Genomic DNA, 25,964 nt, shown 5'->3' with positions numbered 1-25,964 from the left:
GTCCGGGACATCCGGGTCAGGCCGTTCCGAGCTCGTCGTCGAGCAGGTGGAAGATCTCCTCCGCCGTGGCGGAGGCGAGCCCGCCGTCGCCGGTGCCGTCGTCGTCGGCGTCGGCGTCGGCCTCGGTGTGCGTCCACGCCGACAGCAGTTCCCGCAGCCGGTCGGCGACGGCGGCGCGGTCGGTGTCGTCGGCGGCGACGGCCCGCATGACGGTCTCCAGCTTGCTCAGCTCGCCGAGCACCGACAGCGCGGACGTGCTGCGCTCGGCGAGCAGCGCGCCCCGCAAGTAGCCGACGAGGGCGGTGGTGGTGGGCCGGTCGTAGACGAGGGTCGACGGCAGCCGCAGCCCGGTGGCGGCGGTGAGCCGGTTGCGGAACTCCACCGCCGTCAGCGAGTCGAAGCCCAGCTCCACGAAGCCCTTGTCGGCGTCGATGTCGCGCAGCGACGCGTACCCGAGGACCGCCGCCGCGTGGGTGCGGACCAGGTCGGACAGCACCCGGTCGCGCTCGGCCTCCGCGGTGGCGGCGAGGGTGTCGCGCAGCGCCGCCGCCGCGTCGGCGGCCGGGGCCGCCGCCGGTGCCGCCGCGCCGGCCGGGCGGACCAGGCCGTGCAGCAGCCGGGGCAGCGCCGGCCCGAGCCGGCCGAGCACCCCCAGGTCCAGGGCGACGGGTACGACCACCGGGTCGGCGTGGCGCAGCCCCTCGGTGAACAGCTCCATGCCCTCGTCGGCGTCGAGGGGGCGGAAGCCGACCCGGCTCATCCGCCGCTCGTCGACGTGACCGGGCCGCCCGCCGGGCAGGTCCGGGTTGGCCCACGGCCCCCACGCCATCGACGTGACGGTGAGCCCGCGCGAGCGCCGATGCTGGGCGAGCGCGTCGAGGAAGGCGTTCGCGGCGGCGTGGTTGGCCTGCCCGGGGCCGCCGAACAGCCCGGACGCCGACGAGAACAGCACGAACGCGGCGAGGTCCAGCTTCTCGGTCAGCTCGTGCAGGTGCCAGGCGGCGTCGACCTTCGGCCCGAGGACGGCGTCGAAGCGGGCCGGGGTGAGCGCCGGCAGCACCCCGTCGTCGAGGACCCCGGCGGCGTGCACGACGCCGACGAGGGGCCGGTCGGCGGGTACCTCGTCGAGCAGCACGGCGAGCGCGTCGCGGTCGGTGACGTCGGCGGCGACCACCTGCGCGGCGACGCCGAGGCCGGCAAGCTCGGCGACGAGGTCGGCCGCGCCGGGGGCCTCGGGGCCGCTGCGGCTGACCAGCAGCAGCCCACGTACCCGGTGCCGGGTGGCCAGGTGCCGGGCGACGAGCCGGCCGAGCGCGCCGGTCGCGCCGGTGACCAGGACCGTGCCGGCGGACAGGTCGGGGGCCGCCGCCTCGGCCGGCGGCGGGCCGAGCCGGGCCAGCCGGGGCGCGCGGAGCTGCCCGGCGCGCACGGCGAGCTGCGGCTCCCCGGTGGCCAGGGCCGCCGGCAGCGCCGCCGCCGACCGGGGGTCGTCGTCGAGGTCGAGCAGGACGATCCGGCCCGGGTGCTCCGACTGGGCGGAGCGCACCAGGCCCCACACGGTCGCGGCGGGCAGGTCGGTGAGCCGGTCGTCGGCGGCGACGGCGACCGCGCCCCGGGTGACCACCACCAGCCGGGCCGCCTCCAGCTCCGGCCGGGCCAGCCAGTCCTGCGCCAGGGCGAGGGCCTCGTGGGCGACCAGGTGCGCGGCCCGCGCCGGACCCGGCTCGTCGGCGCGCTGCCCGGTCACGGCGGCGAGCACCGCGTCGGGCCGGGCCGCGCCGCCGGCCACGGCCGCCGCCAGGTCGTCCAGGCTCGGGTACGCGTCGACGCCCGGCCACCCGTCGTTTCCCCCGGAGGCTGCGACGCCCGGCCATCCGTCGCCGAGCGCGGCGAGGGTTACGGGCCGGCCGGCGGCCGGTTCCGGGGTGACCCAGTCGAGGCGGTGCAGGGACCGGTTGGCGGTGCGGCGGGCGGCGCTGAGCTGGTCGGCGGTGATCGGCCGCAGCACGAGGGCGTCGAGGGAGGCGACGGGCACGCCGCCGGTGTCCGTGACGGTGGCCGCCACCGACCCGTCGGCGGCGGTGAGCCGCACGCGCAGCTCCCGGGCCCGGGTGGGCGCGATCGCCACCCCGGTCCAGGAGAACGGCAGCCCCGGCTGCGCGCCGCTGCCCGTGCTGTCGCGGTCGGTGCTGTCGCTGTCGGCCTCGCGGTGGGCGCTGTCGGCCTGGCTGCCGGCGTCGGCGCGGCCGAGGGCGCTCGCGCCGATGGCGTGCAGGGCGGCGTCGAGCAGGGCCGGGTGCACGGTGAACGGCGCCGCGTCGCCCGGCGCGTCGGCGTCGAGGGCGACCTCGGCGAGGAGATCGTCGCCGTGCCGCCAGGCGGCGCGCAACGCACGGAACACCGGACCGTAGTGGTAGCCCTGCTCGGCGAGGTGCGGATACAGGGCGTCGAGGGCGATCGGTTCCGCCCCGGGCGGGGGCCACGCGGCGGCCGGGGCGACGGTCACCGGCCGGGTGGGGGCGAGCAGGCCGTGGGCGTGCCGCTGCCACTGCCGGCCGGCCGCCCCGGGCTGGTCGCCGCCGTCGCCGCCGGACGGGTGGGCCTCGCCGACGGACGAGTGGACGGAGACGGGCCGCAGGCCGTCCTCGCCGGCCGCGCCGACGCGGACCCGCAGGTCGACGCTCCCCTCCTCCGGCACGGCGAGCGGGGCCTCCAGGACCAGCTCGGTGACGTGGGCGGCGTCGAGGTGCCGGCCGCTGAAGGAGGCCAGCTCGACCAGCGCGGTGCCGGGGAGCAGGACGGTGCCGAGCACGGCGTGGTCGGCCAGCCACGGGTGGGTGGCCAGGGAGATCCGGCCGGTGAGCAGCAGGCCCTCGTCGCCCGGCAGGTCGGCCACGGCACTGAGCAGCGGATGGTCGGCGGCGTCGAGGCCGACCGACGGCAGCCCGGCCCGGCTCGCGCCGCTGCCCTGCAACCAGTAGCGGTCCCGCGCGAACGGGTAGGTGGGCAGGTCGACAGTGCCGGTCGCGGCGAGGACCTTCGTCAGGTCGACGGGCAGGCCGATCGCGTGCGCGGTGGCCAGGTTGGTCAGCAGCCGCATCGGGTCGTCGTCACCCCGCCGCAGGCTGCCCAGGGTGTAACCGGTGACCCCGGCGTCGTCGAGGATCGCCGTCACCGGCATCGTCAACACCGGATGCGGACTGATCTCCACGAACGTGGTGTGCCCGGCCGCGACAGCGACCCGCACGGCCGCGTCGAACTGGACGGTCTGCCGCAGGTTGTCATACCAGTAGTCCGCCGTCATGCTCTCCGGCTCAACCCAGTCACCGGTCAGCGTCGACACGAGCCGGATGTGGCCCGGCTGCGGGGCGACGTCGGCCAGATCGGCGCGCAGCCGCTCGGCCACGTCCTGCACGGCGGCGGAATGCGACGCGTAGTCCACCGGAATCAGCCGCGCCCGGATCCCGTCGGCCTGACACGCGTTTACCAGGTCCGCCACGGGCTGCGGCGGACCCGAGACGACCACGGTGGACGGGCCGTTCACGGCGGCCACACCCACACCCGGGAACGCGTGGAGACGCTCGGCCACCGCATCGGCGGACAGGTCCACCGAGGCCATCGCACCGCTACCCCGCAGCACGGCCAGGGCCCGCGACCGCAGGGCAACCGTCTTCGCCGCATCCTCCAGGGACAGGATCCCGGCGACACACGCCGCGCCGATCTCACCCTGGGAGTGGCCGACCACCGCCGCCGGCGAAACGCCCGCGTGCTCCCACACCGCCGCCAGGGCAATGCCCACCGCCCACAGGACCGGCTGCACCACCTCCACCCGCTCCAACCACGACTCGTCCCCACCGGTCAACACCGACACGAGATCCACGTCGAGGAACGGGGCAAGGGCACGCTGACACTCGGCCAGCCGCGCGTCGAACACCGGCGCACGACCCACCAGACCGGCGGCCATCCGTGCCGACTGCGCACCCTGACCCGGGAACACGAACACCGGCCCGGAACCGTGCCCCGACGCCACACCGGCGACCACGTTGCCCGCCGGCAGACCACTCGCCAGGGCGTCCAGACCGGCGAGCAGCTCGGCCACGCCCGACCCGACCACCGACGCGCGCTGGTCGAACGTGGCGCGGGTGGTGGCGAGGGACCAGGCCAGCGCGGCAGGGTCGAGGGCGTCGCGGTCGCGTACGTGGTTGGCCAGGCGGGCGGCCTGGTCGCGGAGCGCCGCCGCCGACCGGGCCGACACCGGCCAGACGAGGACGTCCGCGTCGACCAGTCCCGGCGCGGGGTCCGCGACGGGGGCGTCGGCGGGTTCCTCCGGCTGCTCGACGATGACGTGGGCGTTGGTGCCGGACATGCCGAACGACGACACCGCCGCCCGACGCGGCCGGTCCACCACCGGCCACGGCCGCGCCTCCGTCACCAGGTCCACCGCGCCCGCCGACCAGTCGATGTGCGGCGACGGCTCGTCCACGTGCAACGACGCCGGCACCACACCGTGCCGCATCGCCTGCACCACCTTGATCACACCCGCCACACCCGCCGCCGCCTGCGCATGACCGATGTTCGACTTGATCGACCCCAGCAGCAGCGGCGCGGCATCGCCCCGACCCTGCCCGTACGTCGCCAGCAACGCCTGCGCCTCGATCGGGTCACCCAACGTCGTGCCCGTGCCGTGCGCCTCCACCACGTCCACATCCGACGTGGACAGGCGCGCATTCGCCAGCGCCTGCCGGATCACCCGCTGCTGCGACGGACCATTCGGCGCGGTCAGACCGTTCGATGCGCCGTCCTGGTTCACCGCGCTGCCCCGCACCACGGCGAGGACCCGGTGCCCGTTGCGGCGGGCGTCGGAGAGCCGTTCGACGAGGAGCATGCCGACGCCCTCGGACCAGCCCGTCCCGTCGGCCGACGCCGCGAACGACTTGCACCGGCCGTCGGCGGCGAGGCCCTGCTGGCGGGAGAACTCGGCGAACGTGCCGGGGGTGGCCATCACGGTGACGCCGCCGGCCAGGGCCAGGTCGCACTCGCCCCGGCGCAGCGCCTCGCCGGCCAGGTGCAGCGCGACGAGGGACGACGAGCAGGCGGTGTCGACGGTGACGGCCGGCCCTTCGAGGCCGAGCGTGTACGCGACCCGCCCGGAGATGATGCTGTGCGCGGCGCCGGTCATCAGGTATCCCTCGGTGCCCTCGGGCACCTCGGTGAGTCCTGTCCCGTAGCCGGAGGTGGACGCGCCGACGAACACGCCGGTGCGGCTGCCCTTCAGGCTGCCGGGTTCGAGCCCGGCGCGTTCCAGGACCTCCCAGGACGCTTCCAGGGTGAGCCGCTGTTGCGGGTCCATGGCGAGGGCCTCACGCGGCGAGATGCCGAAGAACGCGGGGTCGAAGGCGGGGACGTCGTAGAGGAAGCCGCCGGCCGGGGCGTAGCCGCTGTCCGGGGTGGGGGTGTCCCAGCCCCGGTCGGTGGGGAAGTCGCCGATGGCGTCGACGCCGTCGGTGACGAGCCGCCACAGCTCCTCGGGGCTGCGGGCGTCGCCGGGATAGCGGCAGGCCATGCCGACGATGGCGACGGGCTCGTCGGTGCCGGCGGCGACGCGGGCCTCGGCGGGTGCGGCGGCGGTGCCGCCGAACGCGGTCTCGCGCAGGTGCCGGGCCAGGTCGGCGGGGGTCGGGTGGTCGAAGACGAGGGTGGACGGCAGGCGCAGCCCGGTGACCTCGTTGAGCCGGGTACGCAGGTCCACGGCGGTGAGCGAGTCGAAGCCGAGGTCGGCGAACGGCCGGCCGCGCAGGTCGTCGGCGGTGGCGTGGCCGAGGACGCGGGCGGTCTGCGCGTTGACGATGGCGAGCAGTTCGCGTTCCTGCTCGGCCTCGGGCAGGTCGGCGAGGTGGCGCAGGGCGTCGGCGACGCCGGCCGGCGCGGCGGCGGCCTCGGCGTCGGCTTCGGCGAGGGCCCGCACCTGGGGCAGCTCGGACAGCAGCGGGCTGGGCCGGGTGAGGGTGAACGCCGGGTGGAAGCGTCCCCAGTCGACGTCGGCGACGGTGACGCAGGGGGTGGGTCGGCGCACCGCCCGGTCGAGGGCGACGAGGGCGTGCTGCGGGTCGATGGTGGGCAGGCCCATCCGGTGCAGCGCCTCGGTGGCGGTGTTCTTGGCGGCCATGCCGTCGGCCCCGCCCCATGCGGTCCAGGACACGGCGGTGGCGGCGAGGCCCCGGTCGCGGCGGTGCACGGCGAGCGCGTCGAGCAGCGAGTTGCCGGCCCCGTACGCGCACTGGCCGGCGCTGCCCCACACGCCGGAGATGGAGGAGAACAGCAGGAACGCGGTGAGCGGCCGGTCGGCGAGGCAGTCGTGCAGGTGCAGCGCTCCGAGCACCTTGCCGGCGACGACGTGGGAGAACTCGTCGAGGGTGGTGCCGGTGAGCGGGGTCAGCTGGTCGGTGCCGGCGGCGTGCACCACGGCGGTCAGGTCGGGCAGCGTGTCCAGCAGCGCGGCGACGGCGGCCCGGTCGGTCACGTCGCAGGCGGCTGCGGTGACCCGCCCGTCGTCGGCGTACCCGTCGAGGAGGCCGGGGGTGGCGGCGCCGCGCCGGCCGACGAGGACGACCCGGCGGGCCCCCTTGTCGAGCAGCCAGCGGGTGACGTGGCCGCCGAGCGCGCCGGTGCCGCCGGTGACCAGGACGGTGCCGTCGGCCCACCAGTCGGCGGCGGGCCGGTCGGGGGCGGCGGCCGGGGCGAGGCGGCGGCCCCAGACGCCGCCGGGGCGCACGGCGACCTGGTCCTCGCCGCTGCCGCCGGCCAGGACGGCGGCGAGCCGGCGCAGCACGCTCTCGTCGGGGTTGGCCGGCACGTCGACGAGGCCGCCCCAGCGGTGCGGCTGCTCGACGGCGGCGGCCCGGCCGAGGCCCCACACGAGGGTCTGGAGGGGGTGGTCGACCCGGTCGGCGGGGCCGGCCTTGACGGCCCCGCTGGTGACGCACCAGACGGGTGCGGCGACGTCGAGGTCGGTGAGGGCCTGGAGCAGCACGAGGGTGGTGGCGGCGGCGACGCTCGTGCCGGGGTGGGCGGGCAGCAGCGCGTCCTGGCCGGCGACGAGGTGCAGCACCCCGGCGACGGGCTCGTCGCCGACGGCGGCGCGCAGCCGGTCGGCGAGCGCGGCCCGGTCGAGGTCGTCGGCTCCGACGCGCAGGGTCGCCGGTTCGTCGCCGCCGGCCCGCAGCAGGCCGGCGAGGCCGTCGGCCCAGGCGGGCGCGGCGTCGGCGGGCAGCACGAGCAGCCAGCGGCCCGCCGGCCGGTCACCCTCGGCGACCGGCACGGGCTTCCACACCACCTGGTACGACCAGCCGTCCGCCACGCCCGAGTCGTGCCGGTCGCGTCGCCAGGCGGCGAGGACGGGCAGCGCGGGCAGCAGGGCGTCCACGGGGTCGGTGTCGCCGGCCGGGGCGGTGCCGAGCTGGTCGCGCAGCGCGTCGACGTCGGCCCGTTCGACGGCCGCCCAGAACGCGGCGTCGGCGGTGGACTCCGTGCCGGCGGGGGCGGGCAGGGCCGTCAGGTCGGGCCAGTAGCGCTCGCGGTGGAACGCGTACCCGGGCAGCCGGACCCGGCGGGGGTCGGCGCCGGCGAACAGTTCCCGCCAGCCGACGGGCACGCCGGCGACGTGCAGCTCGGCGAGCGCGGTGAGCAGGGACGCCGGCTCGGGGCGGTCGCGGCGCAGCAGCGCCACGGCGGCGGCGGGGTCGGCGTCGGGCCCGAGGATCTCCCGGGTCAGCGCGGTGAGCACCCCGCTGGGGCCGACCTCGAGGTACGTGCCGACGCCGTGGGCGCGCAGCCGCTCGACGCCGTCGGCGAAGCGGACCGCCTCGCGGACGTGCCGCACCCAGTAGTCGGTGCTGCGGATCGCCTCCGGGTCGGCCAGGTCACCGGTCAGGTTGGACACGATCGGCAGGGCCGGCGCGCGCAGGTCGAGCCCGGCGACGACGGCCGCGAACCCGGCCAGCATCGGCTCCATCAACGGGCTGTGGAACGCGTGGCTGACGGTCAGCCGCTTGGTCTTCACCCCACGCACGGCCCACAGGTCGGCGAGTTCGTCGACGGCGGCCTCGGCACCGGAGACGACCACGGCGGCCGGGCCGTTGACGGCGGCGATCCCCACCCGGCCGGCGTGCTCCTCCAGGCTCGCCGCCACCTCGCCCTCGGGCGCGGCGACGGCCAGCATCGCCCCGCCGGCCGGCAGCGCCTGCATCAGCCGCCCCCGGGCGGCGACCAGCGTCGCAGCGTCGGCGAGGCTGAACACGCCGGCGACGTGGGCGGCGGTGATCTCGCCGATCGAGTGGCCGATCAGCACGTCGGGGGTGACGCCCCAGGATTCCAGCAGCCGGTGCAGCGCCACCTCGACGGCGAACAGCCCGGCCTGGGTGAACACGGTCTGGTCGAGCAGCGCGGCCTCGGGCGTGCCGGCGGCGGCGAACAGGACGGTCTTCAGCGGCTTCGACAGCCGGGGGTCGAGGTGCCCGCACACCTCGTCGAGCGCGTCGGCGAACACCGGGAACGCCGCGGCCAGCTCGCGGCCCATGCCGGGGCGCTGGGCACCCTGCCCGGAGAACAGGAACGCCACCTGCCCGCCGCGCGGGGAGCCCGTGACGAGGCCGGGGGCGGTGTCGCCGGCGGCGAGCGTACGCAGGTCGCGCAGCAGGTCGGCGCGGTCGGCGGCGAGGACGACGGCCCGGTGTTCCAGCGCGCCCCGGGTGGTGACCGACGACCAGCCGAGGTCGGCCAGCCGCGCCCCGGCGTCGGTCCCGGTGCCGGCGGCTTCGGTGCTGGCGTCGGGGTCGGCGGCAGCGCCAGGGTCGGCTTCGGTGGCGAGCCAGTCGGCCCAGCGGGTGGCCTGGGCGGCGAGGCCGGCGGCGTCCCGGGCGGACAGCAGCACCGGGACCAGGCCGGCGGTCGCCACCGGGGCGGGGCCGGCCGGTCGGGTCGCCGGGGTGGCCTCGGCGGGCGGGGTCCCGGGGGCCGCCGGGGCGGCGTCCGGCGGCTCCGCCGGAGCCTCCTCGATGATCACGTGGGCGTTGGTGCCGCTCATCCCGAACGAGGAGACGCCCGCGCGGCGGGGCCGCTCCCCCGCCGGCCAGGGCTGTGCCTCGGTGAGCAGGGACACCGCGCCGGCCGTCCAGTCGACGTGCGGGGTGGGCTCGTCGACGTGCAGGGTGGCGGGAAGCTGGCCGTGGCGCAGGGCCAGCACCATCTTGATGACCCCGGCGACACCGGCGGCGGCCTGCGTGTGGCCGATGTTCGACTTGACCGACCCGAGCCGCAGCGGCCGATCCGCCGGGCGACCCTGCCCGTACGTGGCGAGCAGGGCGGTGGCCTCGATCGGGTCGCCGAGGCTGGTGCCGGTGCCGTGGGCCTCGACGGCGTCCACGTCGGCGGGGGTGAGCCGCGCGCCGGCCAGCGCCTGGAGCACCACCCGCTGCTGGGCGGGGCCGTTCGGGGCGGTCAGCCCGTTGGACGCGCCGTCCTGGTTGACGGCGGAGCCCCGCACGACGGCGAGGACGGGGTGACCGTTGCGGCGGGCGTCGGACAGCCGCTCGACGAGCAGCACGCCGACGCCCTCGCCCCAGGCGGTGCCGTCGGCGGCCCCCGCGAACGCCTTGACGCGGCCGTCGAAGGCGAGGCCGCGCTGCCGGGAGAAGCCGATGAACGCGGCCGGGGTGGACATGACGGTCGCGCCGCCGGCCAGCGCGAGGGTGCACTCCCCCTGCCGCAGGGCGTGGCAGGCCAGGTGCAGCGCCACCAGCGACGACGAGCAGGCGGTGTCGACGGAGACGGCGGGTCCCTCCACGCCGAGCACGTACGAGATGCGGCCGGAGACGACGCTGGCGGCGGTGCCGGTGAGGACGTACCCCTCGACGCCGGGCGGGGGCGACTGGAGCAGCGCCGCGTAGTCCTGGCCGGTGGTGCTGGCGAACACGCCGACCTGGTGGCCGCGCAGCGTCGCCGGGTCGATGCCGGCGTGCTCGAACGCCTCCCAGGAGGTCTCCAGCAGCAGCCGCTGCTGCGGGTCCATGCCCAGCGCCTCGCGCGGGGAGATGCCGAAGAAGCCGGCGTCGAACTCGGTGGCCGAGTCGAGGAAGCCGCCCTGCCCCACGTACGAGGTGCCGGGGTGGTCGGGGTCGGGGTGGACGAGCCGGTCGACGTCCCAGCCCCGGTCGGCGGGGAAGTCGGAGATGGCGTCGCGGCCGTCGGCGACGAGCCGCCACAGGTCCTCGGGGGACCGCACGCCGCCCGGGAACCGGCAGCCGATGCCGACGATGGCGATGGGCTCCCGGTGGGCCGCCTCCAGCTCCCCGAGTTTCCTCTTCGTCTGGTGGAGATCCGCGGTAACCCATTTCAGGTATTCCCGGAGAGTGTCCTCAGTCGCCATTGCCGCCACCTCTTCGGGCCGGAAAAACCAGGCGGCCCAATACCGTCGACAGACGCCTCAAGCCGCAAAAACCAGAGCCCACGAACCGACCAGAAATTGCCAGACAAACACCACTGCAACACAGACCAGGTCCTACGTACCGGAGGAAGGTATTTGGCCCCGGACGGCGCTGCCAACCCCTAGCGGGCCCCTACCACGGCCCCTGGGCCGGACCTCGCCGTCCGGCCGTCACCCGAGCCCGAGGGCCGCGGCGAGCCGGGCCACGTCCGCCGGGACCGGCTCGCGGCGCGTCAGGTCGGTGAGCAGCGTACGGGCCACCGGCCGTAACCGGACCTCGGCCGGCGCGGTCCGGTCCGCGTCGACCAGGGCGCGCCCGGCGGCGAGCGGATCGCCGGCCCGGAGGTGCCCGCGGCCGGCGTCGAGCAGGTACGCCGCCCGGTGCTCGGCGGGCAACCGTCGCCAGTGGTCAGCGCCGACGACCCGTTCGTGCAGGCCCACCGCCTCGCCGCCGTTGCCCAGCTCGACGGCGGCGGCGACCCGGGCCATCCGCACCGCCGTGGGGCCGAAGCCGGTCCAGTGCCGGTCGTGCTCCTCGCCGGTCTCGCCTGTCTCGTCGGCGATCCGGGCCGCCTGGTCGACCAGTTCCTCTGCGCCGCGTTCGTCGCCGGCTCCGGCGGCGGCCAGGGCGGCTTGGACCAGCAGCGTTCCGTGCAGCGACAGGCTCGGGGACGGGCCGTCGCGCCGCGCCTCGGGGGCGATGCGGTGCGCGGCGGCGATCGTGACGGCCAGGGCCGGCCGGGGGCGGTGCAGGGCGCGCAGCGCCTGCCCCAGCGGCACGGCGGCCGCCGCCGCCAGCAGCGGGTCGCCGGCGGCCACGGACATGGCCCGGTCGGCTGCCAGCCAGCCGAGGTCACCCGCGCCGAGCTTCACCAACACCGACGACGTGATCCGGTACGCCTGCACCAGCAGCTCCGCAGCCCCGTCCCCGGTGTTCGCCGCGTGGGCGGCGTGGGCGTGTTGGGTGTCGCCGAGCAGCTCCGGCAGCATCCGCAGCAGTTGGGGATAGTCGGCATGCTGGTAGGTCAGCCAGGCGTGCCGTACCCGCTGGTCCAGCTCGCCGACCGGCGGTGCCGCCTGCCGCGCCTGCGGCCCGGACACGGCGGTGTCGTAGCGGTCGAGGGCGGCGCGTACCCCGTCGATGCCCTGCGCGGCGGCGCGGGCGGCTTGCGACGGCAGGGCATCGCGGCCGAGCAGCGCCACCGGGTCGACGCGCAGCACGGCGGCGAGTTCCTCAATCACGGTGTAGCGGTCGAGGGCGCGGACCCCCCGCTCGACCTTGTCGACCCAGCTCTTCGACTTGCCGAGCCGGTCGGCGAGCATCTGCTGCGTCATCCGCCGCCGGGTCCGCAGCCGGGCGACCCGGCGTCCTATCGGCAGCTCACGGCTGGTCACGACGCCACCCCAGATCGGGTGCAGCCCGGGTGTTCTCCTCGACCGCCCACATCTCCAACGGCCTGGCGCACCAGCCGACGATGAGGCCAGCTATGTCGGCGCTGCTCAAGCCGGTGATCTCCGCCTGGGCGTCCGGGAGGTACGAGGTCAGGTAGCGGACGAGGGTCCGCACGTTGCACCGGCACAGCTCCTTGAGCTGGCGCTTACGGGTCAGGCACGGCCACGGCTCGCCGCAGACCAGGCAGTTCCAGTCCGGCCGCGACGGGCCGTGCAGCGCCGGATAGTCAGTCATCGCCCGGCCCCTCCCCCGGCCGGCGGTGGCAGCCCTGCCGGCGGGGTGGGTAGGGCGGCCACAGGGGCGGGCGGCGGTACTCGTTTCGGGGCCGCCGCGCCGAGGGGTCGGGCCGCCAGCGCTGCGCGCGGAGTTCGGCTGCGGCTGCCTGGTGGCGGCGGGCCTCGTCCTGCGCGGCGACGAGTTCCCGGTAGAGGGCGTCGAGGTCGGCCTCCAACCGGCGCAGGAACCTGCGGACCGCCTCTGGGTCGAAGCCGCGCCGGCCGAACCGGGTCAACGGGAACTCCTGCCACCGGACGTCGGCTGGCGTCAGCAGGCCTCGGCGGGACCGGTAGACCGCGCCACCTTCGCGGGGGCCGCTGCACTCGGTAGAAGGACCATCCCCCACCGCGTCTGTGCTGGGCTCCATGTGCCTCCTTCTGCCTTCACTTGGGCAGCAGCGCCACCGACGAGCTCTCGCCGTGTCGTGCTCTCAGCTATCTTGCGCCCACACACAGTGAGAACGCAAGACTTGCGTTTGCACGGACGGCGATCAGTTGCCCTGTCGGGATGGCGCGCCCACGAGACCGGCAGACTTGAGAGAGACCGGAGCGAAGGAGATGGAACTTGGCAACACGCCGTCAGCCACCAACCGTTCGGCTTCGACGCCTGGCCGGCGAGCTGCGCAGCCTCCGCCAAGCTTCCGGTCTGACCCGCGAGGACGCGGCTGCGCAGACGAACATCAACAGCGCCACGCTGTACCGCATCGAGACGGCCAAGGCCCGTCCGCAGCGGCGCACGCTGCTGACGTTGCTGGACAAGTACGGGGTCGGTGACCCAGAGCGCCGCGCCGCCCTGGTCGAGCTGTCCAAGCAGGCAACACAACTGGGGTGGTTGCAGGCGTACGAGTCGGAACTGCCCGAGGAGTACACGACCTACATCAGCTTCGAGAGCGAGGCGCGCAGCGTCCGCAACTACGAGTCGCTGTTCGTGCCCGGCCTACTCCAAACGCAGGGCTACACCCGCGCCGTGGTCACGGCCAGCCTGCCCCACGCCAGTGACGACGAAATCCAAAAGCGCGTCGAAACCCGCGCCCAGCGGCAGGCATTCATCACCAGAGATGATCCGCTCAAGCTGTCTGCCATCGTCGACGAGGCCGTGCTGCACCGCGAGGTCGGTGGCGCGGAGGTCATGGCCGAACAGCTTCGACACCTGCTCGACCTGACTGAACGGCCACACATCACGCTCCAGGTGCTGCCCTACAAGGTCGGCGCACATCCGGGTATGCACGGAGCGTTCGCCGTGATGGACTTTCCGGACGCCGCCGACCCCGAACTTGTCTACATCGAGAACATGGCAGGCGCGCTTTACCTGGAGAAGGAGGCCGACATCCGGCGGTATGCCGAGATGTTCGACCAGCTTCGGTCGGCAGCGCTGAACGTGGCCGACTCGCGGAAGTTCCTCGACCGCTTGATCGACAGTGAGGGTGAGGGAAGGCGAAAGTGAGCGTTCTGGATTTGGGGGCCGCGACGTGGCGGACCAGCACTCGTAGCGGCGCAAATGGCAACTGCGTGGAAGTCGCCCAGCTCACCAGCGCTGTTGCGCTGCGTGACAGCAAGGACCGCTCGGGCCCAGCGTTGGTGTTCACAGCCCGGGAGTGGGCGGCTTTCATCGAGGGCACCAAGGATGGGGAGTTCGATCAAGACCGACCAACCCGCCGTAGGCGGGGATCAGGGGCGAAGCGTTCTCCCCTAATGCAGTCACTAACCTGATCAAGGAGGCAGCGCAGACATGGACGTGACCAACGCCAAGTGGCGCAAGAGCATCCGCAGCGGCTCCAACGGCGGTTCGTGCGTCGAGGTCGCCGACAACTTGCCAGGCATCGTCCTGGTCCGGGACACGAAGGACCACGAAGGCGGCACCCTCGGCTTCACACCGGGCCACTGGCAGTCATTCGTCAACCTGGCCAAGCAGATCGGGCCCGTCGCCTGACCAGCACGTCAAGGAGTTGTCATCGAACGTCAGTGACGCGGCACGGACGAGCCTCGGCCATGGGCATTGATCAGGAGGCAGCACCGTTGAGGGTGCCGCCTCCGCTACCCGCACCGGAGGGCGACTTCAGACGCCGACGGGCAACTCGGGCTGGGGCAACATGCGCAGTTCCGCGGCCAAGACGGTGTCCTGCGGTCCGATGACCATGACCAGCGAGGTTCCGATGTGGCCTCCGCAGGCGGCGAGCGGCGCTCCCGTGGCCATGTCCGGGCAGGCGAGGTAGACCCACGCTGTGGCGTCCCCGCCGTCCACGGACAGTGTGCGCGTTCCGGCGGGTTCCGGCGGGTTGTTGGTGTCGAGCCGGTCGACGTACTGCGGTGGTGGTGGGCCGCTGCCCCACGGAGGCGTGCCTCGACGCCCTGCCAGTGCGAGCTGGTAGTTGATCAGGCTGGTCCACAGGTGGTACACCACGGAGGCACCGCCGGTGTCGTCGCGGACTGTGGTGACATCGATGGTGGCGCCGTCGTCGAGTTCGTGGCCGATGCTGACCTCGACGGGCCTCGGTCGGCCCACGTCGCGGGCGACTCCGTGCGCGTCGGCGTGGGTGGTCTCCTTGTGCCAGCCGACCATGTGGGCGCGGTGGTGAGGGGCCTCCAGCATGGCGAACCGGACGCCGAGCCAGCCGTAGATCTCTTCCGCCGTGGGCGGTGTCAACACGCCGCGAGGATCGTGCGGACATGACTGTCCGGAAGTGTGCGCCATGCTGGAGGCTCCCTCACCTTTCCATGGTGCGTCGAGGCTGCCTGTGCGTTTGGCGCATGCTGAACTGCCGTCGCGCTGGCTCGGCGGCTCGGCGGGGGCGCGCCTCCGTCGACGTGAGTATCACCGCTTGCCAACGCAAGTCTTCAAGCTGGCCGGCCGGCTCATGCCCCTGATCAGCGCATCGAGATGAGTGCCTGCTCGATGTGCTCGAAGATGTCCGAGTCCGTCTCCTGCTGCCACTCTGGCATCTCCGACCAGTCGGCCACGTAGGAGGCTTTCGGGTTTGAAAAGTGCCTGAAGATCTGTGCAGTCCAGCACAGGGCGACGAAGCGGCCCTTCTGTTCACGGGTCAGCTTTGCGGTTGCACCCTCGGCCACCTCGATGAACTGGTGAACCTGCTCGTACACTGCGGCGGCGCTTGCCCGTTCCCATTCGGGCGTGGCCTCCCAGGGCGCGACATAGCCCGGCTTCGGTTCGCCGGGATAGTGCTTACGAACTCCGGCGATCCACGCCTCGCGGAACGCACGCCCCGGATCTTCGACCTGCACGCTGGACCTCCCTGTGGTCACATCAATCCCCTTGCCCTCGCCATGGCATTGATCTGGCTGTTGAGATTCGTGGAACACCTCTCGCCGATGGTGGTGCGGCATTCAAGCGGGTGTGCCGAACTGCAGCCAGACGCGGACCCGCTCGGTGACCTTGTCGCGCCCCCCGAGAGCGTCGCGGACCTCGGCGGCAAACGTTGCTCGGCCCTGCCTGGAGGGTAGTCGGTCAGCCGATATGGCAGAGAAGACGCCGCCAACCATGTCGTCGATGGTAAGCGGGGCGTCGTACTGCACCAACGACTCCGTGTATCGGTAGCCGGCGCGAACGAGGGCGTTCTGGTTACGTAGACGGCCGGCCTCGTCGGTCTGGCACGTCGCTGTGGCGGGGTGCCCGAGCAGCCGTTCCAGGCATTCACGCAGTGTGCCGGACCACTCGGCGTCCTGTAGCCAGAGCGGTGCGCCGTTGGTGACCACGGCGACGCCGCCGCCTGGGCGCAGCAGCGGTCGGACGGCCCTGAACAACGCGTCGCGGTCCATGAAGTGGATAGCGACGGCAACGGTCAGCGCGCCGATCGTCCGGTCGCCGAGCAGCCGGCCCAGCGCGGGCAGGTCGCTGTCATCGCCGAGCAGCCACGTGGCGTTGGGCCTTGCAGCGTTGAGGGCCGCCTGACGGGCCAAGGCCAGCATGTCCGGCTCCGGGTCCACGCCGACGACGGCTCCGACCCGGGCGGCGAGCGGGAGGCTCAACTGGCCGGTGCCGCAGCCGAGGTCGACCACCGTGTCTTCGGGGCTGAGGCCGAACGCTTCGACGAGGCCGTCGAGCACCTCGGGCGGGTAACCGCGTCGGTGCCTCGCGTAGTACGTCGCCACCTCACCGCTGAAGCTCGCTTTCATCTCGACAGCGTGCCGACAGCACAGATCGGGAAGCGAGCGATTCTGCTTAGGGCATGGTCAGGTGTTGCTCCTTGCGCAACGCCACGGCGAGATCGAAGAGCGCATAGCGGCATGGCTCAACCGAAGCTCCACCCTCAGCGACAAGCCCGTGCAACTCGTCGCCGTCGTCGACGTGATGGCACTGCTCCGGCCCATGAAGAGCCACCCCGCCGCGATGAAATAGCAGCTCGCCCACCTCGCTGAGATGGCCGAGCTAGCACACGGCGACGCCAGGTGGCGCAAGAGCAGCCGCAGCGGCTCCAACGGCGGTTCGTGCGTCGAGGTCGCCGACAACCTGCCGGGCATCGTCCTGGTCCGGGACACAAAGGACCGCGAAGGTGGCACCCTCGGCTTCACGCCGGGCGACTGGCAGTCGTTCGTCAACCTGGCCAAGCAGATCGGGCCGGTCGCCTGACCAGCACGTCAGGAAGGGTCAGACCTTGACATTGCGATCTCGTGGTAAGTGAGGACCTTGCCGACCTTAACTTCCCTTCGTGCCATACGAGCAGGCTGAGTACCGCCGCATCGCTGACGGCATCGCCGGGCAGATCAAGTCCGGAGAGCTGAAGGCACACGACAAGCTGCCCTCCACCGCCGAACTCGCAGAGAAGAACCACGTCTCGCTTGCAACGGTGAATCGGGCCTTCGGCCTGCTACACGATCGCTGCCTGGTGTACGGCAAGCAGAGCAAGGGCGTTTTCGTGGCTGAGGCTGAGTAGCCACAACGGCGGCCGAACGGACCAAGACGCACGCAAAGGCCATCTTCCCGAGCCAGGCCCGCTCGGGTCCGACACCAGGCTGGACTAACCGTCCGCACTAAGCTGTTCCAGATAGCTTCTGAACGATTCCGTGCCGGCGCGGTACTCTTCCAGCCATGCCTCGGCCTCATCCTCTCGCACCGGCCGCCCGCACAACATCTCTAGATGGTCCAGAAGCACCTTGCGGTCGTCGGTGGCGTTAAAGGTGACCTTGGCGTGGTTCAGCTGACTTCTTCTGACGATGTCCAGGCGCTGGCTCTGGTAGAAGAATGAGTCTGGTCCAAACCTGTACGACTCGCCCATGTCGCGGCCGACAGAGGAGTCACCTCGCAGCCACGTTAGGTAGATTGCGTCGTCCGTCATTATGAAGCGAAACACCGAAGTGTCGTCATGGTAGAGGATTTCGACTGGGCAGCGAGTTCGCCACTCAAACAACGCCACGACCGTCCGAAGTAGATCTGTCCTCAGGGTCTCCTCGATCGCGGCTCGGGTCATCCCCTGCGCCCATGGCGCCTCGGACTGGTCCGATGCCACTTGAGCGACTGCAGCTCTGTTGCGGGGATCAAGTATGCATATTGCGATGCGGGCAACCCTAGTCATGGTCGTGACCTGCAGCCGGGCCGGCACGAACCAGGCGGTCGGGCCGTAGAAAGTGATCTGACCGGTTCGGTGCAGGCTTCTGGTCAGGTCACAGTTGAAAGCGTCACCGTATCCGGTGTTCGTGTCTAAAGCCGCGTAGGACGCCAGCGGAAGAAACAGCGCATTGGTCTGCGATAGATGGGACATCAGCCGCGTAGACAGTTCGCTGAAGCTCTCCTCGACGTTCTCCTCGATCGCCCTGTTCTGGACCTGGCCGGAGACTGCCGAGAAGGTGACCGCAAAGATTACGCTCGCGATCAGGTTCAAACCAACCGCCGAGAAGATCTCGTTGCGTGTAAGCGTGGTGTCGCGGCCGATCAGGACAACACCAAGCAGCAGCATGAGCAGGGTGGCGACCGCAAAGGCGTAGACCGTGACGACTCGACGCCAATCGCGCTTCTCCCTGGCCATCTGCACTCCACGCTCCCAGCGGGTACGCGCCCAGCGCATAGTAGCCCGCCGCTCAAGCGAGTAGGTATCGCGCCAGGGGTCGACGACGAGGGTCACGTAACCTGAGTGGCGACGATGACGCTGGCCAGGTCGGTCACCCCGAGCGCGACAGCGGCGGTGAAATGCCGCCCGACGACAGCATCGCGGAAGGGCTTCACAGGCGGTCGAATCGGTTCAGAAGGCCCCACCCAGGTTGCCGTCGGGGCCGCCCAGCTCCCGGTGGATGAAGTCGAACAGCTCGGCGTCGCTGGCCCCATCGAGCGTCGGCGCAACAGGCGAGTCGACGGGTGCGGGCCGGTCGTCGCCCCAGCGGGCCAGGAACGCCTGCATCTGCACCAGCAGCTTCTGCCGGGTGAGCTGGTCGGGGGCGCTGGCGGCGAACAGCCCGTCCAACTTCTCCAGCTCGGACAGCAGCCCTTCGGTGGCCGTGGCCCCGTCGGCCACGACGAGCGTACGCAGGTGGCGGGCCAGGGCCAGCGGCGTCGGGTAGTCGAAGACGACGCTGGCCGGCAGGGTGGCCCCGGTGGCCGCCCGGAGCCGGTTGCGCAGCTCCACGGCGGTCATCGAGTCGAAGCCGACCTCCCGGAACGCCCGCCCCGGGCCGAGGTCACCGGCGTCGGGCAGGCCGAGCACCGCCGCCGCCTGGGCGGCCACGAGGTCGACGAGCACGGCGTCGCGTTCGGCGTCGGTGAGCGGGCGCAGCCGGTCCCGCAGCGCGTCGGCGGCCCCGTCGTCGGCCGGCTCGGCGCTGTGCAGGCCGCGCAGCGCCTCCCGGGCCTCGGGGACCTCCCCGAACAGCGGGCGGGCCCGCACGGCGGCGATGGCCGGCACGAACCGGTCCCACCGTACGTCGGCCACCACGACCTGCGCGCCGTCGGCGACGGCCTGCCGCAGCGCGGCGGTGGCCAGGTCGGGGGCCATACCGGGCAGGCCGCGGCGGCTGAGCTGGTCGAGGTCGGCGTCGGCGAGGCCGTCGGCCCAGGGGCCGAACGCCACCGACGCCACCGGCAGCCCGGCCCGCCGCCGGTTCTCGGCGAGCACCTGGAGCAGGGCGTCGCCGGCCGCCTGACCGGACCGCCCGCCGGAGCCCCACACCCCGGAGGTGGAGGAGCAGAGCACCAGCGCGCCGAGGGCCGCGCCCTCCAGCTCGTCGGCGTAGCGGGGGATGTCGCCGACGGTGGCGGCGAGGTCGGCGGCGAGGCCGGCGAGGGTCAGCTCCGCCAGCGGCACGGTGCCGGTGTCGGCAGGCACGTGCAACAGGGCCGTCACTGGGCGCCCGTCGGCGGCGAGCTGCGCCATCCGGTCGGTGAGCTTCCCGCCGGCCGGCTGGTCCAGCGGCACCACGGCGGCGCCCTGCCGGCCCAGCCAGGCCGTGGCGTGGCCGGCGACGGTGCCCGCCCCGCCGGTGACGAGGACGGTGCCGTGCGGCGTCCAGCCGCCGCCCGTACCGTCGGCCGGGTCGGTGGCCCGGACCAGCCGCCGCGCGTACGCGCCCGAGGTGCGGACGGCGAGCTGGTCCTCCCCCTCGCTGTTGGTGAGCGCGGCGACCAGCCCGGCAGCGAGGTCGGCGGTGACCGTGCCGGGCAGGTCGACGAGGCCGCCGACGTGCCGGGGGTGTTCCAGGGCGGCGGCCAGGCCGAGGCCCCAGGTGGTGGCCTGCCACGGCCGGGCAGCCGGCGCGTCGTCGGTGGCGACGGCACCGGCGGTGGCCAGCCACAGCGGCAGCGGCACCTCGGCCGAAAGGCCGGTGTGCGCCTGCAGGAGCAGCAGGTTCGCCGCGAGGCCGGCGGGCAGGGTGTCCTGCCCGGGGTGCGGGGCCTCGTCTAGGGCGAGCAGGGACAGCAGCCCGGTCGGCTGGTGCGTGGCGCAGGCCAGGGCCAGGTCGGCGGCGAGGCCGTCCCGGTCGAGGGTCGCCGGGTCCACGGTGAGCAGGTGCACGGCCGCCCCACCCGCGCGCAGCGCGTCGGCGACCGCGTCGGCGGCCTCCCGGGGCGGCGCGACGACCAGCCAGGTGCCCGGGTCCCCGGCGGTGAGCCGCTGGGGCCGCCAGGTGACCCGGTACCGCCAGCCGCCGATCGTGTCGTCCTCGTGCTGGCGGCGTCGCCACGACTCCAGCTCCGGCAGCAGGTCACGCAGCGGCTGACTGGTGTCGATGCCGAGCCGGTCCAGGTCGCCGTCGGTGACCGCCCGCCAGAACGCGGCGTCGGCCCGGTCCGCCCCGCCGGCCGGCGAGGCGGTGAGGGTGGGCCAGTAGCGCTGCGGCTGGAACGCGTACGTGGGCAGCTCCGGCAGGTCACGCGGGACGGGCCGGGGACCGGCGAGCGGGGCGAGCAGCGCCGCCCAGTCGAGGTCCCGGCCGGTCGCGTAGCGGGTGGCGAGGGCGGTGAGCAGCGCCGCCGGCTCCGGCACGCCGGCACGCAGGGCGGCCACGGCGGTGGCGCCGTCGGGCAGCAGCTCCGCGTTCATCGCGGTGAGCACGGCGGCGGGGCCGATTTCGAGGTACGTGTCGACGCCCGCCCCGCGCAGCGCGGCGACCCCGTCGGCGTAGCGGACGGCCTCCCGGACGTGCCGCACCCAGTAGTCCGCGGTGCGCAGGTCGTCGCCGGTGGCGAGCGCCCCGGTCAGGTTCGACACGACCGGCACCAGCGGCGCGGCGAAGGTGAGCGTCTCCAGGGTCGCCCGGAACTCGGCCAGCATCGGCTCCATCAACGGGCTGTGGAACGCGTGACTCACCGTCAACCGGCGCGTCCGGACGCCCCGGTCCCGCCAGGCCCGCTCGATCTCGTCGAGGGCCCCGACGGCCCCGGAGACGACCACCGACGTGGGCCCGTTGACGGCGGCGATCCCGACGTCGGCGCGACCGGCGATCGAGGCGAACACGTCGGCCTCGGCCGCGTTGACCGCCAGCATCCCGCCGCCGGCCGGCAACGCCTGCATCAGGCGACCCCGCGCGGCGACAAGGGCGCACGCGTCGGCCAGGGACAACACCCCCGCCACGTGCGCGGCGGTGATCTCACCGACCGAGTGGCCCCCGACGAAGTCCGGCACCACCCCGAACGACTCCACCAAACGGAACAGGGCCACCTCAACCGCGAACAGCCCCGCCTGCGTGAACACCGTCTGGTCCAGTAGACCCGCCTCGTCGGAGCCCGTCGAAGCGAACAGCACCGGCTTGAGCGGCTGCGGCAGCAGCGGATCCAGGTGGGCGCACACCTCGTCCAGCGCGGCGGCGAACACCGGGAATGCCGCGTACAACTCCCGGCCCATGCCGGCACGCTGCGCGCCCTGACCGGAGAACAGGACGGCGGTGCCGCCCGTCGCCGTCGGGGCGGGCCCGACGAGGGCGGGGTGGGTGCCGCCGGCGGCGAGGGCCCGCAGCGCCGCGAGCCGGGTCTCCGGGTCGGCGGCGACGATCGTCGCCCGGTGGGTCAGGTGCGCCCGGCCCTCGGCCAGCGCCCAGGCCACCGCCCCGGCGTCGGCCGCGTCGACACCGACCGTGCCGGCGTCGGCCGTACCGTCGCCCGGGGTTGCCGGGTCGGAGCCGGCCGGGGTTGCCGGGGCGGCGAGCCGGCGGGCCAGCCGGTCGGCCTGGTCGCGCAGCCCGGCGGCCGTGGCGGCGGAGACCGGCCAGGGCAGCGCCGCGCCGCCCGCCGCCGACCGCCCGGCGAGGCCGGCGGACCCGGCGGGGTCGACGGGCTCGACGGACGCAGCGGGGTCGACCGGCTCCTCCGGCGGTGCCTGTTCGAGGATCACGTGGGCGTTGGTGCCGGAGATGCCGAACGACGACACGCCGGCCCGGCGGGGGCGGCCGTCGGCGTCCCACGGGCGGGCCTCGGTGAGCAGCGCCAGCGGGGACGCCGCCCAGTCCACGTGCGGCGACGGCTCGTCGGCGTGCAGGGTCGCCGGCAGCGTCCCGTGCCGCAGGGCGAGCACCATCTTGATCAGGCTGGCCGCGCCGGCCGCCGCCTGGGTGTGCCCGATGTTCGACTTCACCGAGCCCAGCCACAGGGGACGGTCGGCGGGTCGGTCCGGCCCGTACGCGGCCGTCAGCGCCTGCGCCTCGATCGGGTCGCCGAGGGTGGTGCCGGTGCCGTGCGCCTCGATGGCGTCGACGTCCGCCGGGGTGAGCCCGGCGTTGGCGAGGGCCTGCCGGATGACCCGCTGCTGCGCCGGCCCGTTCGGGGCGGTGAGCCCGTTGGACGCGCCGTCCTGGTTGACGGCGGAGCCGCGTACCACGGCCAGGATCCGGCGGCCGTCGCGGCGGGCGTCGGAGAGGCGCTGCAGGAGCAGGACGCCGACGCCCTCGCCCCAGCCGGTGCCGTCGGCGTCCGCGCCGAACGCCTTGACCCGCCCGTCGGCGGCGAGGCCGCGCTGCCGGGAGAACTCCAGGAACGCCCCCGGCGTCGACATGACGGTCACGCCGCCCGCGAGGGCCAGGTCGCACTCACCGGAGCGCAGCGCCTGCGCGGCCAGGTGCAGGGCGACCAGCGACGACGAGCACGCCGTGTCGACGGTGACCGCCGGCCCGTGCAGCCCGAACGAGTACGCCAGCCGGCCGGACACCACGGACGCGCCGTTGCCGGTGGCCTGGTAGCCCTCCACCTCGGAGCGGGCGCCCAGCAGCAGGGTCGCGTAGTCCTGCCCGTTGGTGCCCATGAAGACGCCGGTGGCGGAGCCGCGTACCCGGTGCGGGTCGATGCCGGCCCGCTCGAACGTCTCCCAGGTGGTGTGCAGCAGCAGCCGCTGCTGCGGGTCCATGGCCAGGGCCTCGCGGGGGTTGATGCCGAAGAACGCGGCGTCGAAGTCGGCCACGCCGTCGAGGAAGCCGCCGCTGCGGGCGTAGCTGGTGCCCACCCGGTCCGGGTCGGAGTCGAACAGGGCGGCGAGGTCCCAGCCCCGGTCGGTGGGCATCGGCCCGATCGCGTCGCCGCCGTCGAGCAGCAGCTCCCACAGCTCCTGCGGCGACGACACCCCGCCGGGGAAGCGACAGGCCATGGAGACGATGGCGATGGGTTCGTCGGCCGCCGGCCGGGCCGCGACCGCCCCGACCGCCGGGCCGCCGTCGGCCGCGCCGGCCACCAGTTCGGTACGCAGGAACCGGGCCAGCTCCGCCGCCGACGGATGGTCGAAGACGACGGTCGACGGCAGGGTCAGCCCGGTGGCCCGGCCCAGCCGGTCCCGCAGTTGCACGGCGGCGAGGCTGTCGAAGCCGAGTTCCCGGAACGCCCGGCCGGCGGGCACCTGGTCGGTGGAGTCGTGCCCGAGCACCGCCGCCGCCTCGGCGCGTACCAGGTCGACCAGCAGGTTCTCCTGGCCGGTGGCCGGCAGCGCGGCGAGCCGCGCCCGCAGGCCACTGGTGGCGGCGTCGGCCTCCGGCCGCTGCGCCTCCGGGGCGGGGGCCGGGGCGACCCGGTCGAACAGGTGGCTCGGCCGGGCCGCGGTGAACGCGGCGACGAACCGGGCCCAGTCCACCTCGGCGACGACCGGCGCGGGCTCGGGGGCGTTGACCCAGCGGCCCAGCGCCGCGACGGCGGCCTCGGGCGCGAGCGGGGTGAAGCCGCGGCGGCGCAGGCCCTCGGCGGTCTCCCCGGCGGCCATGCCGTCGGCCGCCCACGGCCCGTAGGCGAGGGCGGTGGCGGGCAGCCCCTCGGCCCGGCGGGCGGCGACGAGGGCGTCGAGCAGGGCGTTGCCGGCGGCGTAGCCGGCCTGGCCGCCGCCGCCGCCCCAGACGCCGGCGACGGAGGAGAACACGACGAACGCGTCGAGGTCCCGGCCCCGGCAGGCGGCGTCGAGGTGCAGGGCCCCGAGCACCTTCCCGGCGAGGGTCGCCGACAGGTCGGCGGCGGTCACCTCGTACGCCGGGGTGGTCCCGCCGGACGCGCCTGCGGTGTGCACGACGGCGGTGAGCGCGGGCAGGCCGGCGACGAGGGCATCGACGGCGGCGGCGTCGGTGACGTCGCAGGCGACGACCCGCACCGCCCCGGCCAGCTCCTCGGTCAGCTCGGCGGCACCGGGGGCGTCCGGGCCACGCCGGGACGCCAGCACCACCTCGGCCGCCCCGTTGGCCAGCAGCCATCGGGCCGTGTGCCGACCCAACGCACCCGTACCACCGGTCACCAGCACCGTTCCCGACGGACGCCACCCCGACCCCACCGGCGGCGCGGCGGGCACGAGCCGCCGGCCGAAGACGCCGTTGCGGCGTACCGCCACCTGGTCCAGGGTGCCGTCGGCGAGCACCGCGACGAGCGCGGCGCGGGTGCTGCGGTCGGCGCGGGCGGGCAGGTCGACCAGCCCGCCCCAGCGGTCGGGCTGTTCCAGGGCGACGGCGCGGCCGAGGCCCCAGGCGAGCGCCGCCCAGGCGTCGGCGGCCCGCTCGCCGGCCGTGACCGGCATGGCGGCGCGGCTGAGCGCCCACACCCGGCCGGGCAGGCCCGTGTCGGTCAGCGCCTGGACGAGCGCGAGCAGCGCCGCCGTGCCGGCCGGCACGCCTGGCGCGTCCGGGAGGGACTCGTCCTGACGGGGCAGCACGCACAGCACGCCCGCCCAGCCGTCGACGCCGGTGCGGCGCAGCCGCTCGCCCAGCTCCGCCCGGTCGAGGGACGGCGGGGCGGTCAGCGTGTCGACGGTCGCGCCGGCCTCGGTGAGCGTCTTCGCGACGCCCGCGTCGGTGCCGCCGCCGACGGTGACGACGAGCCACCGGCCGGTCAGCCCGGTGGCCGGCGCGGGCCGCACGGGCTCCCACCCGATGCGGTACGACCAGCCGTCGAGCGCGGTGTCGCGGGTGCGCGCCTGCCGCCAGTGCGACAGCGCGGGCAGGGCCGAGCTGAGCGCGTCGAGGGCGGCGTCGTCGCCGAGTTGGGCGGCGAGGGCGGTGAGGTCGCCGCGTTCGACGGCGGCCCAGAACTCGGCGTCCCCGCCGTCGGTGTCCTTGCGGGTGGGCGGCAGCGCTTCGGGCCAGAACCGTTGGTGCTGGAACGCGTACGTCGGCAGGTCCACCCGGGACGCGCCGCTGCCGGCGAACCACTGTCGCCACGTCACCGGCACCCCGTTGACGTGCAGCTCGGCCAGGGCGGCGAGCAGCGCGGTCGCCTCGGGCCGGTCCCGGCGTTGGGCCGCGACGGTCAGCACACCCTCGTCGCCGGGCAGCACGTCGGCGGCCAGGGCCGTCAGCACGCTCTGCGGCCCGACCTCCAGGAACGTGCCCACCCCGGCGGCCCGCAGCGCGGCGACCCCGTCGGCGAACCGCACGGCCTCCCGCACGTGCCGCACCCAGTAGTCGGCGGTGCGGATCTCGTCGGCGTCGGCGAGCGCCCCGGTCAGGTTCGACACCACCGGCACCAGCGGCGCGGCGAAGTCGAGCCCGTCGAGGACGGCTCGGAACTCGGCGAGCATCGGCTCCATCAACGGGCTGTGGAACGCGTGGCTGACGGTCAGCCGGCGGACGCGCACGCCCCGGCCCTGCCAGAGCTGCTCGACCTCGTCCAGCGCCGCGACCGCACCGGAGACCACGACGGCCGACGGGCCGTTGACGGCGGCGATCCCGACGTCGGCGCGACCGGCGATCGACTCCGCCACCGCCTCCTCGGCCGCGGCCACCGCCAGCATCCCGCCCCCGGCCGGCAACGCCTGCATCAGGCGACCCCGCGCGGCGACAAGTGCGCACGCGTCGGCCAACGACAGCACCCCGGCTACATGCGCGGCCGTGATCTCACCGACCGAATGCCCACCGACGAAGTCCG

The 25,964-nt window shown here is 74.4% G+C and carries 15 protein-coding genes (1 of these 15 running past the window's edge); 6 read left to right on the top strand and 9 right to left on the bottom strand.

The window, feature by feature from the left end; genetic code table 11:
- Positions 1-16: 16 nt before the first annotated feature.
- The 4 genes from ACVMYR_RS18385 to ACVMYR_RS18370 form a co-directional block, all read right to left on the bottom strand.
- Positions 17-10,423, bottom strand: coding sequence for a type I polyketide synthase (locus tag ACVMYR_RS18385; RefSeq protein WP_457122316.1), 10,407 nt, complete (start codon positions 10,421-10,423; stop codon positions 17-19).
- 228 nt (positions 10,424-10,651) lie between these two features.
- Positions 10,652-11,875, bottom strand: coding sequence for a helix-turn-helix domain-containing protein (locus ACVMYR_RS18380; protein ID WP_457122315.1), 1,224 nt, complete (start codon positions 11,873-11,875; stop codon positions 10,652-10,654).
- On the bottom strand, positions 11,862-12,167 hold the full coding sequence (locus ACVMYR_RS18375) for a hypothetical protein (RefSeq protein WP_457122314.1): 306 nt from the start codon (positions 12,165-12,167) through the stop codon (positions 11,862-11,864). The genes ACVMYR_RS18380 and ACVMYR_RS18375 overlap by 14 nt, the downstream gene beginning before the upstream one ends.
- Positions 12,160-12,576 carry a DivIVA domain-containing protein gene (locus tag ACVMYR_RS18370; protein WP_457122313.1) on the bottom strand — a complete coding sequence of 139 codons (417 nt, stop codon included), beginning with the start codon at positions 12,574-12,576 and terminating at the stop codon, positions 12,160-12,162. The genes ACVMYR_RS18375 and ACVMYR_RS18370 overlap by 8 nt, the downstream gene beginning before the upstream one ends.
- Positions 12,577-12,773: 197 nt before the next feature.
- On the opposite strand from ACVMYR_RS18370, the gene ACVMYR_RS18365 reads away from it, so the two are divergent.
- From ACVMYR_RS18365 to ACVMYR_RS18355, 3 genes are read left to right on the top strand one after another with little or no spacing between them, the layout of a single operon-like run.
- On the top strand, positions 12,774-13,652 hold the full coding sequence (locus ACVMYR_RS18365) for a helix-turn-helix domain-containing protein (protein WP_228986966.1): 879 nt from the start codon (positions 12,774-12,776) through the stop codon (positions 13,650-13,652).
- Positions 13,649-13,918 (top strand): DUF397 domain-containing protein, encoded by a 270-nt coding sequence (locus ACVMYR_RS18360; protein WP_457122312.1) that lies wholly within the window; start codon positions 13,649-13,651, stop codon positions 13,916-13,918. Before ACVMYR_RS18365 ends, ACVMYR_RS18360 begins: the two co-directional genes overlap by 4 nt.
- A gap of 19 nt (positions 13,919-13,937) precedes the next feature.
- Entirely contained in the window at positions 13,938-14,138 is a 201-nt protein-coding gene (locus ACVMYR_RS18355) for a DUF397 domain-containing protein (RefSeq protein ID WP_457122311.1), read from the top strand.
- A gap of 126 nt (positions 14,139-14,264) precedes the next feature.
- On the opposite strand, the gene ACVMYR_RS18350 is transcribed toward ACVMYR_RS18355, so the two are convergent.
- The 3 genes from ACVMYR_RS18350 to ACVMYR_RS18340 all read right to left on the bottom strand — a co-directional run bounded on the left by ACVMYR_RS18350 (position 14,265) and on the right by ACVMYR_RS18340 (position 16,339).
- On the bottom strand, positions 14,265-14,900 hold the full coding sequence (locus ACVMYR_RS18350) for a hypothetical protein (RefSeq protein WP_457122310.1): 636 nt from the start codon (positions 14,898-14,900) through the stop codon (positions 14,265-14,267).
- Positions 14,901-15,073: 173 nt separating this feature from the next.
- Complete coding sequence (locus ACVMYR_RS18345; RefSeq protein WP_457122396.1) at positions 15,074-15,469, bottom strand: hypothetical protein; 396 nt, start codon at positions 15,467-15,469, stop codon at positions 15,074-15,076.
- An 81-nt stretch (positions 15,470-15,550) separates the two neighbouring features.
- Entirely contained in the window at positions 15,551-16,339 is a 789-nt protein-coding gene (locus ACVMYR_RS18340; RefSeq protein ID WP_457122309.1) for a class I SAM-dependent methyltransferase, read from the bottom strand.
- Positions 16,340-16,400: 61 nt separating this feature from the next.
- On the opposite strand from ACVMYR_RS18340, the gene ACVMYR_RS18335 reads away from it, so the two are divergent.
- The 3 genes from ACVMYR_RS18335 (at position 16,401) to ACVMYR_RS18325 (ending at position 17,097) form a co-directional block, all read left to right on the top strand.
- The gene (locus ACVMYR_RS18335) at positions 16,401-16,562 is read left to right on the top strand and encodes a hypothetical protein (protein ID WP_457122308.1); all 162 of its coding nucleotides are present in this window, start codon (positions 16,401-16,403) and stop codon (positions 16,560-16,562) included.
- A gap of 21 nt (positions 16,563-16,583) precedes the next feature.
- Entirely contained in the window at positions 16,584-16,793 is a 210-nt protein-coding gene (locus ACVMYR_RS18330; protein ID WP_077937020.1) for a DUF397 domain-containing protein, read from the top strand.
- Between the two features lie 79 nt (positions 16,794-16,872).
- Complete coding sequence (locus ACVMYR_RS18325; protein WP_457122307.1) at positions 16,873-17,097, top strand: GntR family transcriptional regulator; 225 nt, start codon at positions 16,873-16,875, stop codon at positions 17,095-17,097.
- Positions 17,098-17,181: 84 nt separating this feature from the next.
- Here ACVMYR_RS18325 and ACVMYR_RS18320 read toward each other — a convergent pair whose 3' ends face one another.
- Both ACVMYR_RS18320 and ACVMYR_RS18315 read right to left on the bottom strand, forming a co-directional pair.
- Positions 17,182-18,282, bottom strand: a complete 1,101-nt coding sequence (locus ACVMYR_RS18320; protein WP_077937018.1) for a hypothetical protein — start codon at positions 18,280-18,282, stop codon at positions 17,182-17,184.
- A gap of 117 nt (positions 18,283-18,399) precedes the next feature.
- Positions 18,400-25,964, bottom strand: the 3' end of a protein-coding gene (locus tag ACVMYR_RS18315) for a type I polyketide synthase (protein ID WP_457122306.1). It continues 22,456 nt past the right edge of the window; 7,565 of the gene's 30,021 nt are visible here — the last part of the coding sequence; its start codon lies off the right edge, out of view; it ends in the stop codon at positions 18,400-18,402.

This window comes from Micromonospora sp. PTRAS2, from assembly GCF_054052245.1.
Note: the sequence above shows the minus strand (reverse complement) of the source record. Positions and strands in the feature narration are given on the sequence as shown.

Bases quoted from the DNA above. Each gene is read 5' to 3' on its own strand.
- ACVMYR_RS18375 (WP_457122314.1), bottom strand. From the start codon at position 12,167: ATGACTGACTATCCGGCGCTGCACGGCCCGTCGCGGCCGGACTGGAAC.
- ACVMYR_RS18330 (WP_077937020.1), top strand. From the start codon at position 16,584: ATGGCCGAGCTAGCACACGGCGACGCCAGGTGGCGCAAGAGCAGCCGC.
- ACVMYR_RS18370 (WP_457122313.1), bottom strand. From the start codon at position 12,576: ATGGAGCCCAGCACAGACGCGGTGGGGGATGGTCCTTCTACCGAGTGC.
- ACVMYR_RS18355 (WP_457122311.1), top strand. From the start codon at position 13,938: ATGGACGTGACCAACGCCAAGTGGCGCAAGAGCATCCGCAGCGGCTCC.
- ACVMYR_RS18385 (WP_457122316.1), bottom strand. From the start codon at position 10,423: ATGGCGACTGAGGACACTCTCCGGGAATACCTGAAATGGGTTACCGCG.
- ACVMYR_RS18350 (WP_457122310.1), bottom strand. From the start codon at position 14,900: ATGGCGCACACTTCCGGACAGTCATGTCCGCACGATCCTCGCGGCGTG.
- ACVMYR_RS18340 (WP_457122309.1), bottom strand. From the start codon at position 16,339: ATGAAAGCGAGCTTCAGCGGTGAGGTGGCGACGTACTACGCGAGGCAC.